Genomic DNA, 15810 nt, shown 5'->3' with positions numbered 1-15810 from the left:
CGGTGTCGCACCAGGTGATCGGTGGCACCGACAACGGGGGGAAGTGCCGCATGGCGGTGGACGGAGGAGCGCGTATGGGTGCTCTGCGCAGGGCGGGCGTATGGCTCGGACTCGTCGAGGACGAAGACGAACGGGGTTACGACGACCGTCACTACCGGGGTTACGGTGACGACTTCGCCGACGACGAGGACGACGTCGACGAGGTGCCGGCGCCGCGCGCCCGCACGACGTCCGAGCGACTCTCCGTGTCGGACCGGCTGTCCGACCGGATGGCCGGGTCCGACCGGCTGTCCGACCGGCTGGCGGGGTCCGAGCGGCCGTCCACTTCGGAGCGGCTCACCGCCTCCGAGCGCCTCGCCGCCTCGGAGCGGATGACGGCGTCGGAGCGGCTGTCGGCGGCCGAGCGGGACGCGACCGCGAGCCGCAGCACCGTGCGCTCGATCACCCGCCCCACGACCGTCAGCTACCCGACACGGGACAACCTGGCCCTGGCGCCGCAGCCGTCGACGAGGGAGCGGCCGGTGGTCGAGGAAGACGCCGAGGACCGTCGCTACGCGATCACCACGCTGCACCCCACGACCTACAACGAGGCCCGCACCATCGGCGAGCACTTCCGCGACGGCCACCCGGTGATCATGAACCTCACCGAAATGGACGAGTCGGACGCGAAGCGTTTGGTCGACTTTGCGGCAGGACTCGTATTCGGCCTGCGTGGTAACTTCGAGCGGGTGACCAACCGAGTCTTCCTGCTCTCTCCGGCAAATGTCCAGGTCACCGCTGAGGACAAAGCTAAGATCGCCGAGGGCGGGTTCTTCAACCAGAGCTGATGCGAGGACTCAACGGCCGTGGTGTCCATCACCCTGCAGATCGTGCATCTGCTGCTCTACCTGTTCTTGGTGGTGCTCCTCGCGCGCTTTGTCATGGGCTACGTGATGCAGTTCGGCCGCCGCTGGCAACCGGGCCGGGGAGCCGCGGCCGCCCTCGAAGTGGTGTGGAGCGTCACCGATCCGCCGCTCAAAGCGTTGAGGCGGGTGATCCGTCCGCTGCGTATTGGTACCGTGGCCGTGGACCTGTCTTCGCTTGTGCTGCTGGTTATCCTGTTCGTGCTGATGAACGTCGTGGTAAGGCAACTGATCGAGGTGTTCTCGTGACTCGCCCCGATCGGCGGCCACGCGGCCGCAACTGACCCGAGGAGTTTCGATGCCGCTGACCCCGGCCGACGTCCACAACGTCGCCTTCAAGAAGCCCCCCATCGGTAAACGGGGCTACGACGAGGAGGAGGTCGACGCCTTCCTCGACGAGGTCGAGCGCGAGCTCGCCCGGCTGATTGAGGAGAACAACGAGCTGCGCGCCCAGCTCGAGCGCGGCGGTGGCGGTCGTGCCCCCGCCGGTCCCGGCGGCGGTGACCCGCGCCTCGCCTCGGAACTCGCCGACCTCAAGACGCAGTTCGAGCGCGTCCAGCGGGAGAAGCAGTCCGCCGAGCAGGCCGCCCGCGGCATGCAGCAGGAGCTCGACCAGATCCGCTCGCAGGGCGGGCCGACCGGCGGCGACGGCGAGCAGCAGGCGCTCCGCGTCCTGATGATGGCTCAGCGCACCGCCGACGACCACGTGTCCGACGCCCGCCGCGAGGCCGACAAGCTGCTGTCCGAGGCCCGCACCAAGGCCGAGGAGGTCACCCGCGACGCGCGGGCGAAGGCCGACGCGCTCGAGCGCGACGCCCGCCAGCGCCACCAGGAGGCGATGGGCGGCCTGGACGCCAAGCGCACCGCGCTGCAGAAGCACATCGAGGAGCTCAAGCAGTTCGAGCGGGAATACCGGACCCGCCTGAAGGCCTACCTGGAGAGCCAGCTGCGCGACCTGACCGGCCGCGAGCAGAGCCTCGAGGCCGAGATGGCCGCCCGCAACGAGGGCGCGACCCGCGCCGCCGCCGGCGGTGCCGGCCTCGCCACGGCCGGACTCTCCGGTGGCTACGAGGGTGCGGGACGGTAGTCGTCCCGTCCGACAGGTGACCAGCACAGAGCACTGATCCGACACGCCGGTCAATGCGACACGCGGCGCCCCAGCCGAAAAACGGCTGGGGCGCCGGTCGCTATCCGGGGTCTCGTTCGTTGTACGGGCGACAGAGACACTCGCCCGGGTATGTGTGCAGCATGTGCCGGGATCGTAATGCGGAGGGGTAGGCCGTGATCGTCGGAAGTCTGCTGCTGATCGTCGTGGCCGTGGGCCTGCTCGTGGTGGGCCTGCTGCAAGGTGCCGACGCCCTGCTGGTGGCGTCGATCGGGGCGAGCCTCCTCGCGGCGGTCGCGCTCATCGTCGGCGGGCGCCAGGCCGCCGCCGCCCGTTCGTCCCGGGCCGGTCGCATCGGCCAGCAGGTGCCCTCGGACGAGCGTTACGACCCGTTCGAGTCGCGCCTGGACGGCGACGGCGGCATGGCGCGGGAGGCCCGCCAGCCGGTCGGTGCCGGCGCCCGCTCCACCGGCGGCACCACCTACGGCCGTGGCGGCGCGACCCGCCTCGGCGGCAGCGCCCGGTCCGACGCCAACCTGCCGCCGGCCGACGAGACCGCGATGATGGCGCCGGTGCGCGACGAACCCCGCGACGAGCCCCGCGAGGCCGCGGCGCCGCAGCAGCCGGACGTGCCCCCGTTCGAGGAATACCCGCAGGCCGCCGCCGGCGAGTGGTCCGTCGACGGCGAGGACTACGACGACGAGGACCCGGAGGACGAGCCGCCGATCCAGGCATCGTCGGCCGCCGACATCGCCCGCGTCTCCACGATGACCGACGAGGTGCTGGTCATCGACGGCCGTCCCCGCTACCACGTGCGCGGCTGCGTGCACCTGCTCGGCCGGGAGAGCGAGCCGCTGCCGATCGGCGAGGCGGTCGAGCTGGGCTTCACGCCGTGCAGCGTCTGCGAGCCCAACGATGTGGTCCTGGCCGGTCGCGGTTGATGCTCACCGGTCCGGGCTATCGTCCTCGATCGGGTGAACCCTCACAATGAGGCATGCCAACCATCGCGATCCGCGTCAAGCCGGGTGCCTCCCGCACCGCGGTCGGCGGTAGCTACGCCGGGCCCTACGGCCCCGCGCTGGTCGTCGCGGTCGGCGCCCGGCCGGTCGACGGCCAGGCCACCGAGGCGGCGCTGAAGGCGCTCGCGGACGCGCTGCGGCTGCGGCCGTCGGCGCTGCGGCTCAAGGCCGGGGCCGCCAGCCGGGACAAGCTCGTCGAGCTGCCGGACGGATACAAGGACCGCGTTGACGCGCTGATGGACCCCGCGCTTTGAGCCACGAGCTCAACATGGCGCTGCTGATCGGCGCGGCGGTGCTGCTGGTCTGCGTGGGCGCGGTGCGCCTGTCCGTGCGCCTCGGCCTGCCCAGCCTGCTGGTCTACCTGCTGCTCGGCGTCGTGATCGGCGAGGCCGGGTTCGGCATCGACTTCGAGAACGCGGAGCTCACCCGCACCCTCGGCATCTGCGCGCTGGTCGTGATCATCGCCGAGGGTGGCCTGACGGCCCGCTGGTCCACGCTGCGGCCTGTCCTGGGCCCGGCGGTGGTGCTGTCGACGGCCGGCGTCGCGGTCAGCGTCGCCGTCGTCGGCGTGATCACGCACTACGCGCTCGGCGTCGGCTGGCAGCAGGCGCTGCTCTACGGGGCGGTGCTCTCCTCGACCGACGCCGCCGCCGTGTTCTCCACGCTGCGCCGGATGCCGGTGCGGCCCAGGCTCGCCGCGATCCTCGAGGCGGAGTCCGGCATCAACGACGCCCCCGTGGTGATCCTCGTCGTGCTGCTGTCGCTGCCGGAGGGCGTCACCGGCCCGTGGTGGCTGCAGCTGGCGCTGGTCGTGTACGAGCTGCTCGCCGGCGCCGTGATCGGCCTCGTCGTCGGGCTCGGTGGCGCGTGGGCGCTGCGCCGGGCCGCGCTGCCGTCCGCCGGCCTGTACCCCCTCGCGGCCGTCGGGCTCACGGTCCTGGCCTACGCCGTCGGCTCGGTCGCCCACGCGTCGGGCTTCCTCGCGGTCTACGTCACGGGCGTGGTGCTCGGCAACGCGCACCTGCCGCACCGGCGGGCCATGCTCGGCTTCGCCGACGGCCTCGCCTGGCTCGCCCAGATCGGCCTGTTCGTGCTGCTCGGGCTGCTCGCCTCGCCGAGCCAGCTCGGCAAGGCGGTGGTGCCGGCCCTGGTCGTCGGGCTGGTCCTGATCCTGCTCGCGCGGCCGCTGTCGGTGCTGGTCAGCGTCACCCCGTTCCGTTTCGGCTGGCGCGACCAGGCGTTCCTGTCCTGGGCGGGGCTGCGCGGCGCCGTCCCGGTCGTGCTCGCTACGATCCCGCTGTCCGCCGGGCTAGCCGGCGCGCAGACCCTGTTCAACGTCGTGTTCGTGCTGGTCGTGGTGTACACCGCGGTGCAGGGCGTCACGCTGCCTCCGGTCGCCAAGCGGCTCGGGGTGACCGCGCCCGGCGAGACCACCGACCTGGAGGTCGAGTCGGCGCCGCTGGAGAAAATGGGTGCCGACCTGCTGCAACTGGAGGTCCCGGCCGGCTCGAAGCTCAACGGTGTGCACGTGGACGAGCTACGATTGCCTGTCGGCGCGGTCGTGACGCTGGTGCTTCGCGACGGCGGTGCGTTCGTGCCGGCGCCCGAGACCCGGTTGAAGACCCGCGACAGTCTCCTGATCGTGGCCACGGAGCAGGTGCGTGACGCGGCGGAGCGCAGGCTTCGCGCGGTGAGCAGGCGCGGAAGACTTGCTCGTTGGTTTGCCGAACATGGCGAGGATCGGCGCCAATAACTGATCCAATTGGTCGGAATGCGTGTGGCATGTTTGTCGGACGCGTGTACATTCCGTATTCTTGCCAGCCACTGGAGTGCGCGACGGCGCGTCGCGCGCCCATTTTGCATCTGGGGGAGCCATGGCCGAGCGAGCGGGTGGCATGCCGAAAGGCACGACCGCGAGCACCGCCGGGCAGGAAGACGCCGCTGAAGTGACGCGAGTGACCACTGTGACAACAGCACAGAAACAGGGCACTCGGCAAGCGGTGGCTCGGGGGAACAGCACTACGTCGGCGCAGAGCAAGCGCGGCAACACTGGGGGGCTTGCGGACGACGCGGGCGGCTCAGGCACCACATCCAACACGTCGCCGATCGCCGCTCGTGCGGCCAAGGGAGCCACGATGGCCAAGACCGCCGAAACGAAGACCGCCGCGGCCAAAGCCGCCGTCGCGAAGGCCGCCCGTGGCACGCGCACCGCGGCGGAGACGGAGAAGATCCGGGTGGCGTTGATCGAGCGGCGCGACGAGCTCAAGGCCGAGCACGACCAGACCCTGGTCGAGATCGCCGAGCTCCAGCAGCACCGGCTCACCGACTCCGCCGGCGACGACCAGGCCGACACCGGCACCAAGACGTTCGAGCGCGAGCAGGAGATCACCCTCGCCAACAACATCCTGGAGCGGGTCAACCAGGTCGAGCGCGCCCTCGAGCGGCTTGACGAGGGCGGCTACGGCTGGTGTGAGAAGTGCGGCAACGCGATCCCGGTCGAGCGGCTGGCCGCATTCCCGTCCGCTACGCTCTGCGTCACCTGTAAGCAGTTGGAGGAGCGACGCTGACCACCCAGGACGACATCACCACGACCACCCCTCGCGGCAGCCGGCGCAGAGCCTGGGGGCTCTTCGCCATCGTCGCGGTCGCGGTGATCGGCATCGACCTCGCGGTGAAGGAATGGACCACGTCCGTCATCGCACACGGCGAGCCGGTGAAAGTGCTCGGCGGCCTGATCTACGTGATCTACGCGCGGAACAGCGGCGCCGCGTTCAGCATGTTCAGCGACCTGACATGGGTCTTCCCGATCATCGCCACCGCGGTCATCGGCTGGCTGCTCGTCATGCTCCGCTCGACGGTCTCGGTGCCGTGGGCGGTGGCCCTCGGCCTCGTCTGCGGCGGCGCCGCGGGCAACCTCGGCGACCGGATCTTCCGGGCGCCGAAGCCGTTCCACGGCCACGTGGTGGACATGTTCAGCTTCCTCGACGACCACGCCGGGCACTTCCCGGTGTTCAACATCGCCGACTCGGCGCTCACCGTCGGGGTGGCGCTCGCGATCCTGCTGGAGTTCACCGGCCGGCGCCGCGACGGTGTGCGCGTCACGGGGAAGGACACCACCCCGGATGCGTGAGACCCGATCGATGCCGGTGCCCGACGGCCTCGACGGCACCCGGCTCGACCAGGCGCTGACCCGGCTGTTCGGCTTCAGCCGGACCGTCGCCGCCGCCCTGGTCGAGGCCGGTGACGTGGCCGTCGACGGGCAGGTCCGCCCCAAGTCGGACAAGGTCTCCGCCGGCGCCTGGCTCGAGGTGACGCTGCCCGCGCCGCCGTCCGCGATCGCCGTCGAGGCGACCCCGGTCGACGGCCTGCGCATCGTGCACAGCGACGAGGACATCGTCGTGGTCGACAAGCCGGTCGGCGTGGCCGCGCACCCCAGCCCCGGCTGGATCGGCCCGACCGTCATCGGCGGTCTCGCCGCGATGGGGCTCACGATCGCCACCAGCGGCGCCGCCGAACGCCAGGGTGTCGTGCACCGGCTCGACGTCGGCACCACCGGCCTCATGGTGGTGGCCAAGAGCGAGCTGGCCTACAGCGCACTGAAGCGCGCGTTCAAGGAACGCGAGGTCGAGAAGCGCTACCACGCCGTCGTCCAGGGTCACCCGGACCCGCTGCGCGGCACGATCGACGCCCCGATCGACCGGCACCCCAGCCACGACTACAAGTTCGCGGTCGTCTCCGGCGGCCGGCCGAGCATCACCCACTACGACACGATCGAGGCGTTCCCGTCGGCGAGCCTGCTCGACGTGAAGCTGGAGACCGGCCGCACCCACCAGATCCGGGTGCACTTCTCCGCGCTGCGGCACCCGTGCGTCGGCGACGTGACGTATGGCGCCGACCCGACGATGTCGGCCCGGCTGAAGCTCGACAGGCAGTGGCTGCATGCCCGGGAGCTGGGCTTCGTCCATCCCCGCGGCGGTGAGTACGTGTCGTTCCTCAGCGAATACCCGCCGGACCTGACCAAGGCGCTGGAGATCCTCGCCGCCTGACCGCCGGGTGCCCATCCCGGCGGCCGGGCGTCGTACCAGGCCTCATGCAAGGGCTACGCGAGGGTGACGTCGTCCGCGTAGATCGTGCCCGTGCCGTACCAACCGTGCAGCCAGACCTTGATCGAGGTCGAGCTGCCCGTGTTGACGGTGACGGTGAGCTTCGTCCACGTCGAGCCGCCGGGTGTCCAGGTGCTGACGTCACCGGCGCCGGTCGTCGCGCCGAGGAACGCGTAGTTGCCCTGCACCCAGGCGCTCAGCGTGTAGGTGCGGTTCGCCGACACGCCGACGGTCTGCGAACACTGCGCCGTGTCGGAGTTGGACGCGGCGGCCTTGAGCGCCTTGGTGCCGCCGTGCACCGGGGTGGTGACGACGCTGCCCAGGGAGCAGGTCCACGGGGACAGGGCGCCGGTCTCGAAGGTGCCGTTGACGATGCCGCCGCCGGGCGGGGTGCTCGTGCTGGGGCTGGTGCTCGGGCTCCGGCTGGGACTCGTGCTCGCGCTCGGGCTGGTGCTGGGGCTCCTGCTCGGGCTCTTGCTGCCGCTCGGCGACGGTGACGTCGTGCCGCTGGTGAACGGGGCGAAGATGTGCGAGAACTGCCAGGTCGACTGCTGGATGCCGGAGCAGTTGTCGGCCGCCGCGCCGCCGGGGCAGCCGCCGTTGTCGCGCTGCAGCGCCCAGAACGACAGCGACGCGATGCCCTGCTGGTTGGCCCAGTTGAGCACGGTGGTCGCGTCGGCGACGGTGAACGTCTCGGCGGGGCCGAAGTCGTCGACGCCGATCATCTCGGTGACACCGACCATGGCCCAGCGCTGCGCCGCCGTCTTTGCCGGGTAGAGCTGCCCGAGCTGGGCGTGCAGGCCGTTGGACGCCGTGATGGTGTCCTGGGCCATCTGGTGCGGCTGGTTGTCGTAGTAGTCGAACGTCATCTGGTTGACGATGTCGACCCGGGCGTTGTTGGCGACCGCGTTGCGCAGCACGGCAAGGCCGCTGTCGGCGAGGCCGGCGGTGGTGGTCGGCAGCGTGTAGACGAACTGCACGGTCCGGCCGTTGGCGGCGGCCCAGTCCTGGGTCAGCTTGATCGCCTTGTTGCGCCGGTCGATGCCCGCGGTGTTGGTCAGCGAGTTGTCCTCGATGTCCAGGTCGATGCGGGTGACGTCGTACGTGGTGATCACCTTCTGGAACTGGGCGGCGATCTGGTTGACGTCGGTGCAGCTGTCGGCGATCTCGGTGCCGCCGTTGTCGGCCGCGTAGCCGCCGAAGCTCGGGATGACGTCGCCGCCGCGGGCGCGGATCGCGGCGATGTCGGCGCCGAACGTGCTCGACGCGATCGGCATCGAGGTGTCGCCGTTGAAGTAGACGGTGCACGAGCCGCGGGTCGCGGTCTGGATGAAGGCGAGCGTCAGGTGCTTGACTCCCGACTGCTGGGACAGGCCGTTGAGGCTGTCGCCGTTGTACGCCTCGAAGTACGGCGCGAACACGTGCGCCGGGAGCGTCGTCGCCGCCTGGGCGGGGGCGGTGACGACGAGGGCTACCGCTGCGCCGAGCATGGCGACGGCAGCCCCGATGACGGGGATTCTCACGGGGGACCCCTTCTATTAGGAAACCTAACTGATAGATAGTCTTGACTTCGAACCCTGTCAAGACCCATGCAACTTGCTTGTGCGACGCTCGGAGGGCGATGAACTACTTCCAGCGGCTCGACCAGCGGCTGCTCCCCGCCGCCGGCAACGTCCTCGCCCGGCTCTTCCGGGGTGCCGTGCGCCTGCGCGTCTTCACCGCCGTGCTCGCCTTGGTCGCGGTCACGGCGACGCTCCTGGTCGTGCACGGCGCCCAGCAGCACCAGCGCAGCGACCCGTCCCTGGGTGACGTGCTGCGCGTCGGCGTCGACGAGGGTGGCTCCATCCCGGTGTACGTGCAGCGCGCGGCCGACGAGCTCACGGCCCTGCAGGGCGAGCAGTCCGTCTACGCGCTGGTCTCGTTCACCGCCTACCTCGGCCCGGACCGGCTCACCCCGGTCCTCTCCAACGTCGCGCTGTCCAGCGTCTTCGCCCGGGTGCCGCTGCCGGGCACCCAGACGGAGCTGGTCCGCCTCGGCGCCTACGAGGTGCCCGCCGACGTGGTCGCGGCGATGGACGCGACCGCCGCGCGCAAGGCCGAGGAGGCGGTGCACTACCGGCAGCTGCTGGACAAGGCCGCCAACCAGCCCGGCGACGTGCGCGCCGTGTACCTCGACGGGGCGATCATCGCGGACAAGGAGGCGACCGCGTACCGGGAGCACTGCTCCTGCGTCTACGCCGCCGTGATCTACGCGGCGCCGGCCGGCCTGCGGGCGGTCGCGGCCCGCCCGGAGACCCGCGCCGTCGACCCGATCACCGACCTGCGCCGCCTCGACCGGACGGTGTTCCTGCCGCCGCTGCCGGAGCAGACCCAGGTCGCGGGCCCTCCTTCCGCGGTGGCCGCGTCGCCCGCTCCGTCCTGAGGCGATATCCCTTCGGCCTGTCGGGCAGTTGATGCAGGGGATGGGCGCGCAGGTGTGGTCCGGATAGTGTTCGGTCCGTAGCCTGGGGTACGGGTGGACGCTGCGGTGCGAGGGAGGGCCAGCGTGGCAGAGCGGGCCGATGCCAGGTGGGACGGGTCGTCGGAGCCGCCCGCCCGTTGGCGCTCCCTGCTGGACCGGGCCCTGCTCGGCCGGTCAAGCCCGAGTGATCTGGATTACGACGGAAGGTTCGAGCGCCCCAGCGCCCCATATCCGCCCGCGCGGCCCTACGATGACGTGCCAATGCATCCCAACGGTTCGCGCCCTCTTGCCGACGCCCCGGTTCGTCGCGCTGACCCTTATGACACTCGTCGAGGTCCTCAGGTGGAATATCAGACCCGCCCGGCGGACCCGACCGAGCAGATGGTGCAGGTCCTGCGCCAGGAGATCCCGAAGCCGAAGGTCCTGGCGTTCGCCAACCCCAAGGGCGGGGTCCACAAGACCACCGCGACCGTGCTGACCGCCGCCACCATCGGCAGCGTCCGCGGCAAGGGCGTCATCGCCTGGGACGACAACGAGCTGCGCGGCACCCTCGGGCTGCGCGCCGGCAGCGCCCGGCACGCCCGCACCATCCGGCACCTCATCGCCGACCTCGTCCGGGTCGAGAACACCTCCGGCTACGACCTGTATGACCAGCTCGACGACTACCTGCGGCACGCGTCCGACGGGTCCTACGACGTGCTCGCCGGCGAGGAGAACCCGCGCTTCGCGCAGCGCCTCGACCCGCACACGGTGCGCCGCGTCCTGGAGCTGCTGCGCCGCACCCACGACGTGATCTGCGTCGACACCGGTAACAACGTGGAGAGCCCCAACTGGCAGACCGTCCTGCAGGCCGCGGACCAGCTGGTCGTCACCAGCGTCCCGCGCGAGGACGCGGCGTTCACCGCCGACTGGATGCTCGACCTGCTCGACGAGGCCGGCATGGACGAGCTCGTCGCCAACGCGGTGACCCTGCTGTCCTGCCCGACGCCCAACCCGACGCCGCTCATCGACGACCTGGCCGGGCATTTCCGCACCCGGACCAGGGCCGTCGTCGTGGTCCCCTACGACCCGGCGCTGGAGAGCGGCTCCAACATCGAGTACACGATGCTGGCCCCCGCCACGAAGCGCGCGTGGCTGCGGGCGGCGGCCGTGATGATGGACCCCTACGCGCGCTGAAGCAGCTCGCTGATCGCTGTCCCGAATGTCGTTTCGTGCTGGTCGACCTGCTGTGCGGTCGTGTCCGGTGACATCAGCGCCATGTTGTGGAACGGCGTGAGCAGGATGCCCCGGTTCGCCAGGTAGACGTGCAGGTAGTCCTCCAGGTCCGCATCCGCGGCTTTCGCGGAGTCGGTGCCCGTGCGGGGTGCGGGATTCGCGAAGCGGTACTCGACCCGGGCGCCGAGCCGGCTCACCGACCAGGGCAGGGCGTGCGCGTCGACGACCCGCTGCACCCCGTCGGCGAACCTGGTCGCGAGGGCCTCCATCCGCGCGAACGCCTCGTCGGTCAGGACGTGCTCCAGGGTGGCCCTGGTCGCGGCGATCGACAGCGCGTTGCCGGCGAGGGTGCCGCCGACGCCGCCCATGTCGATGAGGTCCAGATCCTGCCGTTCGTTGATCTTCTGGGCGATCTGCGCTGAAAGCCCGTACGCGGCGGCCGGGATGCCACCGCCGATCGCCTTGCCGATCGTGACGACGTCCGGCTGCAGGCCCCACCGTTGCGTAGCGCCGCCCGGCCCGGCGGAGAACGTGTGCGTCTCGTCGTTGACCAGGTACGTGCCGTACTTCCTGGTGAGCTCCCGCACGCCCGCCAGGTAACCGGGTTCGGGCAGCACGATGCCGATGTTCGTCAGCGCCGGCTCCATGACGACCGCGGCGACGTCGCCGTGCGCCAACTCCCGGGCCAGGCCCTCCAGGTCGTTGAACTCCGCGACCCGGCTGGTGCTCGTCACGTCGCACGGCGCGCCGACGTTGCCGTCCCTGCTCTGCGGGATGCCGTCGTTGATCGTGATCAGCGACTCGTCCACGGAGCCGTGGTAGCAGTAGCTGTTGAACAGGATCTTCGGCCGGCCGGTAATGGCGCGCAGCAGCCGGATCGCCCAGCGGTTCGCGTCGGTCGCGGTGAGCGCGAAGCTCCATTCGCTGACGCCGAACCGCCTGGTCAGCTCCGCACCGATCCAGGCGGCGTCGGCGGTCGGCAGCATGGCGCAGGCGCCCCGTGCGAATCGCTCCTGCACCGCTTCGGCGACCTGTGCCGGTGCGTGACCGGCCATCGCCGCGGTGTCGCCCAGGCAGAAGTCCGTGTACTCATGGCCGTCGACGTCGGTGAGCGTCGCGCCCCGGGCCGTGTCCAGGTAGAGCGGGAAGCCCGCCGCGTTCTTGTTCATCCATGTCATCGGCACCCGGCCGAACAGATGTCCCGCCTTCGCGTATTCCGCGGCGGAGCGGGGGTTACGGTCGGCGAAGGCGGCTCGCTCGCGGCGCAGCAGTGCGCCAAGACGGTCACGGTCGATCATGCTCTGAAGTCTCGCAAAGTGTCGTACCCCGGGGATAGGTTCTGCGACGTGGGGGAGTCGTTCGCACATCTGCACGTGCACACCGAGTATTCGATGCTTGACGGGGCCGCCCGGCTGGGATCCCTGTTCAGCGAGGCCGCCAGGATGGGCCAGCCGGCCCTGGCCATGACCGACCACGGCAACATGTTCGGTGCCTACGACTTCCACCGGCAGGCTCTCGCCGCCGGGGTCACGCCGGTCCTCGGCATCGAGGCATATCTGACGCCGGGCACCGACCGGCGCGACCGCACCCGGGTCCGCTGGGCCGGCGGCGGCGAGGACGACGTCTCCGGCGGCGGCGCCTACACGCACCTGACCATGCTCGCCGCCGACGCCGAGGGCCTGCGCAACCTGTTCCGGCTGTCGTCGCTGTCCAGCATCGAAGGCTATTTCTACAAGCCCCGCGCCGACCGTGAGCTGCTGCACCGCCACGCCCGCGGGGTCATTGCCACCACCGGCTGCCCGTCCGGGGAGGTGCAGACCTGGCTGCGCATCGGCGACTTCGAGCGGGCCTGCGCCGCCGCGGCCGAGCTGCGCGACATCTTCGGCCCCGACAACCTGTATCTGGAGCTGATGGACCACGGCCTGGACATCGAGACCCGGGTCCGCCAGGACCTGCTCCGGCTCGGCCGGCGGCTCGGGCTGACCCCGGTCGCCACCAACGACCTGCACTACACCTATGCCGAGGACGCCGACGCGCACGAGGCGCTGCTGTGCGTGCAGTCCGCGACCACCCTCGCCGACCCGAAACGGTTCAAGTTCGACGCCCGCGACTTCTACCTCAAGTCCGCCGAGGAGATGCGCCGACTGTGGGACGCCGAGGTCCCCGGCGCGTGCGACGCGACCCTCGCCATCGCGGAGCGGATCGGGTCCTATGACGCCGTGTTCGCCCATCGGGACCTCATGCCGAGGTTCCCGGTGCCCGACGGGGAGACCGAGGACTCGTGGCTGCGCGCCGAGGTGCTGCGCGGCCTGGCCCGGCGCTTCCCGGCCGGTGTGCCCGCCGACCACGCCCGTCAGGCCGACTATGAGCTGTCCGTGATCAGCAGCATGGGCTATCCGGGCTACTTCCTGGTCGTCGCCGACCTAGTCGCGCACGCCCGCCGGCTCGGGATCCGCGTCGGTCCCGGCCGAGGGTCCGCGGCCGGCGCCCTGATCGCCTACGCCCTCGGGATCACCCAGCTCGACCCGCTCGAGCACGGGCTGCTCTTCGAGCGGTTCCTCAACCCCGAGCGGGTCAGCATGCCCGACATCGACATGGACTTCGACGAGCGCCGCCGCGGCGAGGTCATCCGCTACGCCACCGAGCGCTATGGCGACGACCGCGTCTCGCAGATCATCACGTTCGGCACGATCAAGGCCAAGGCCGCGATCAAGGACTCGGCCCGGGTTCTCGGCCTGCCGTTCTCCGTCGGCGAGCGGATCACCAAGGTGGTGCCGCCGCCGGTGCTGGGCCGCGACATGCCGCTCAGCGGCGCCTTCGACCCGGCCCACCCGCGCTACCCCGAGGCGGTGGAGCTGCGCCGGCTGTATGAGGCCGAGCCAGAGGTCCGCACCGTCGTGGACACCGCCCGCGGCCTCGAAGGCCTCAAACGGCAGTGGGGGGTGCACGCCGCCGGTGTCATCCTGTCCCGCGAGCCGCTGCTGGACGTGCTGCCGATCCAGCGCCGCGAGCAGGACGGCGCGATCATCACCCAGTGGGACATGGGCGCCTGCGAGGACATCGGCCTGCTGAAGATGGACCTCCTCGGCCTGCGCAACCTCACCATCCTCGACGACGCCCTCGACGCGATCCGGCAGAACCGGGGCGTCGAGCTCGCCGTCGAGGACGTGCCGCTCGACGACCAGCCGACTTATGCGCTGCTGTCACGCGGCGACACGATCGGCGTGTTCCAGTTCGACGGCGGCCCCGTCCGTGCCCTGCTGCGGTCCATGGCCCCCGACACGTTCGCCGACATCTCCGCCGTCGGCGCGCTCTACCGGCCCGGCCCGATGGGCGCCAACGCGCACAACGAATACGCCGACCGCAAGAACGGCCGCCGCCCGGTGACCCCGATCCACCCCGAGCTCGCCGAGCCCCTGGCGGACATCCTCGGCGACACCTATGGGCTGATCGTCTACCAGGAGCAGGTCATGGCGATCGCCCAGCGGGTCGCCGGCTACTCCCTCGGCGCCGCCGACCTGCTGCGCCGCGCCATGGGCAAGAAGAAGAAGGAGATCCTCGACCGGGAGTTCGCGCCGTTCTCCGCAGGGATGCGCGAGCGCGGCTACTCCGACGGCGCGATCCGCACCCTGTGGGACCTGCTGGTGCCCTTCTCCGACTATGCGTTCAACAAGGCGCACAGCGCGGCATACGGGCTCGTCGCCTACTGGACCGCCTATCTGAAGGCCAACTATCCCGCGGAGTACATGAGCGGCCTGCTCACCTCGATCGGCGGCGACAAGGACCGCTCCGCGTTCTACCTCGCCGAGTGCCGGCACATGGGCATCCGCGTCCTGCCGCCCGACGTCAACGCCTCCCAGGGCCATTTCTCCGCCGTCGGCGCCGACATCCGCTTCGGCCTCAGCGCCGTGCGCAACGTCGGGCCGGCGGTCGTCGCGGCGATCGTGCGGGCCCGGCCGTATCGCGACTTCTACGACTTCCTCGCCAAGGCCGACCAGGTCGTGTGCAACAAGAAGACGATCGAGTCGCTGATCAAGGCCGGCGCGTTCGACTCGCTCGGCCACACCCGCCGCGGGCTGCTCGCCGTCCACGCCGACGCCGTCGAGGCCGTCATGATCACCAAACGCAACGAGGCGATCGGCCAGTTCGACCTGTTCGGCGCCGCCGCGCTGAACGCGTCGCCGCCCATCCCGGCCATCGAGTGGGACAAGGCGGAGCGGCTCGCCTTCGAGCGGGAGATGCTCGGCCTCTACGTCTCCGACCACCCGCTGCGCGGCCTGGAGACGGCGCTGCGCCGCGCCGCCGACCGGTCCGTCGCCGCCCTCGCCGAGGAGGACGCCGTCCCCGACGGCACCACCGTGACCCTGGCCGGGATCCTGTCCGGTGTGCAGCGGCGGGTCACCCGTCAGGGCCGGCCGTGGGCGTCGGCGACCCTGGAGGACCTGGACGGCGCGGTCGAGGTCATGTTCTTCCCCAACACCTATGAGCTGGTCGGGCAGTATGTCGCCGAGGACGCGGTGGTGGCGGTCCGCGGCCGGGTCGACCGCCGCGAGGAGGCGCCCCGCCTGATGGCGAGCGACCTTGGGGTGCCCGATCTGTCGGTTGCCGACCCTGTTGCTGACGCTGTTGCCGGTGCCGGCGGGCCGCTGGTGCTTTCGCTGCCGCCGGAGCGGTGCACGACGCCGCTCGTGCAGCGGCTCCGGGAGGTCCTCGCCCGGCATCCCGGCGACACCGAGGTGCAGGTCGAGCTGGTCAACGGCGCGAAGCGGACGCTCCTGGCGATCGGCCCGCAGTGCGTGACGGTGTCGCCGGCGCTGCTCGCCGAGCTCACGACGCTGCTCGGGGCGTCCGCGGTGCCCGCCGGGTCTGTTCCAGGCGGACCTTCAGGCGGACCTTCAGAGGGGCATTCCGCGGGGGTGGGCGGGTTTTCGGTGGGGGCGCCGGGCGGGTTGCCGGGGCGGCCGGATGCCGGGCCGAGCGGGGCGCCGACCGGGGAGGACGCCGC

The 15810-nt window shown here is 71.0% G+C and carries 12 protein-coding genes and 2 pseudogenes; 12 read left to right on the top strand and 2 right to left on the bottom strand.

Annotated features, from left to right (window positions below; genetic code table 11):
- The first annotated feature begins 74 nt into the window (after nt 1-74).
- From AB0K00_RS08700 to AB0K00_RS08660, 9 genes are all read left to right on the top strand, one after another.
- Nucleotides 75-827: a cell division protein SepF gene (locus AB0K00_RS08700; protein WP_363517498.1), complete on the top strand. Its 753-nt coding sequence runs from the start codon at nt 75-77 to the stop codon at nt 825-827.
- Nucleotides 828-845: 18 nt separating this feature from the next.
- Complete coding sequence (locus AB0K00_RS08695) at nt 846-1151, top strand: YggT family protein (RefSeq protein WP_363517495.1); 306 nt, start codon at nt 846-848, stop codon at nt 1149-1151.
- A gap of 49 nt (nt 1152-1200) precedes the next feature.
- Nucleotides 1201-1989 (top strand): DivIVA domain-containing protein, encoded by a 789-nt coding sequence (locus tag AB0K00_RS08690; RefSeq protein WP_363517492.1) that lies wholly within the window; start codon nt 1201-1203, stop codon nt 1987-1989.
- A gap of 194 nt (nt 1990-2183) precedes the next feature.
- Nucleotides 2184-2948 (top strand): hypothetical protein, encoded by a 765-nt coding sequence (locus AB0K00_RS08685; protein ID WP_363517669.1) that lies wholly within the window; start codon nt 2184-2186, stop codon nt 2946-2948.
- Nucleotides 2949-3001: 53 nt separating this feature from the next.
- Nucleotides 3002-3280: a DUF167 domain-containing protein gene (locus AB0K00_RS08680; protein ID WP_363517490.1), complete on the top strand. Its 279-nt coding sequence runs from the start codon at nt 3002-3004 to the stop codon at nt 3278-3280.
- Nucleotides 3277-4779, top strand: coding sequence for a potassium/proton antiporter (locus tag AB0K00_RS08675; RefSeq protein WP_363517487.1), 1503 nt, complete (start codon nt 3277-3279; stop codon nt 4777-4779). Before AB0K00_RS08680 ends, AB0K00_RS08675 begins: the two co-directional genes overlap by 4 nt.
- 382 nt (nt 4780-5161) lie before the next feature.
- Nucleotides 5162-5593 carry a TraR/DksA family transcriptional regulator gene (locus tag AB0K00_RS08670; RefSeq protein WP_327009175.1) on the top strand — a complete coding sequence of 144 codons (432 nt, stop codon included), beginning with the start codon at nt 5162-5164 and terminating at the stop codon, nt 5591-5593.
- Nucleotides 5590-6156: a signal peptidase II gene (lspA, locus tag AB0K00_RS08665; protein WP_363517659.1), complete on the top strand. Its 567-nt coding sequence runs from the start codon at nt 5590-5592 to the stop codon at nt 6154-6156. Before AB0K00_RS08670 ends, lspA begins: the two co-directional genes overlap by 4 nt.
- Entirely contained in the window at nt 6149-7072 is a 924-nt protein-coding gene (locus tag AB0K00_RS08660; RefSeq protein ID WP_363517483.1) for an RluA family pseudouridine synthase, read from the top strand. Before lspA ends, AB0K00_RS08660 begins: the two co-directional genes overlap by 8 nt.
- A gap of 53 nt (nt 7073-7125) precedes the next feature.
- Here AB0K00_RS08660 and AB0K00_RS08655 read toward each other — a convergent pair whose 3' ends face one another.
- Nucleotides 7126-8652, bottom strand: a complete 1527-nt coding sequence (locus AB0K00_RS08655; RefSeq protein WP_363517480.1) for a glycosyl hydrolase family 18 protein — start codon at nt 8650-8652, stop codon at nt 7126-7128.
- A 98-nt stretch (nt 8653-8750) separates the two neighbouring features.
- On the opposite strand from AB0K00_RS08655, the gene AB0K00_RS08650 reads away from it, so the two are divergent.
- Nucleotides 8751-9551, top strand: coding sequence for a hypothetical protein (locus AB0K00_RS08650; protein WP_363517478.1), 801 nt, complete (start codon nt 8751-8753; stop codon nt 9549-9551).
- Between the two features lie 429 nt (nt 9552-9980).
- Nucleotides 9981-10766: pseudogene (locus AB0K00_RS08645) on the top strand (AAA family ATPase); the annotation flags it as partial.
- Here the strand turns inward: AB0K00_RS08645 and AB0K00_RS08640 are convergent.
- Nucleotides 10754-12103: a transaminase gene (locus AB0K00_RS08640; protein ID WP_363517475.1), complete on the bottom strand. Its 1350-nt coding sequence runs from the start codon at nt 12101-12103 to the stop codon at nt 10754-10756. The pseudogene AB0K00_RS08645 and the gene AB0K00_RS08640 overlap by 13 nt on opposite strands.
- A gap of 48 nt (nt 12104-12151) precedes the next feature.
- Here AB0K00_RS08640 and dnaE point away from each other — a divergent pair.
- Nucleotides 12152-15661: pseudogene (gene dnaE / locus AB0K00_RS08635) on the top strand (DNA polymerase III subunit alpha); the annotation flags it as partial.
- Nucleotides 15662-15810: the final 149 nt, after the last annotated feature.

The organism is Dactylosporangium sp. NPDC049525 (assembly GCF_040676755.1).
Taxonomy (GTDB): domain Bacteria; phylum Actinomycetota; class Actinomycetes; order Mycobacteriales; family Micromonosporaceae; genus Dactylosporangium.
Note: the sequence above shows the minus strand (reverse complement) of the source record. Positions and strands in the feature narration are given on the sequence as shown.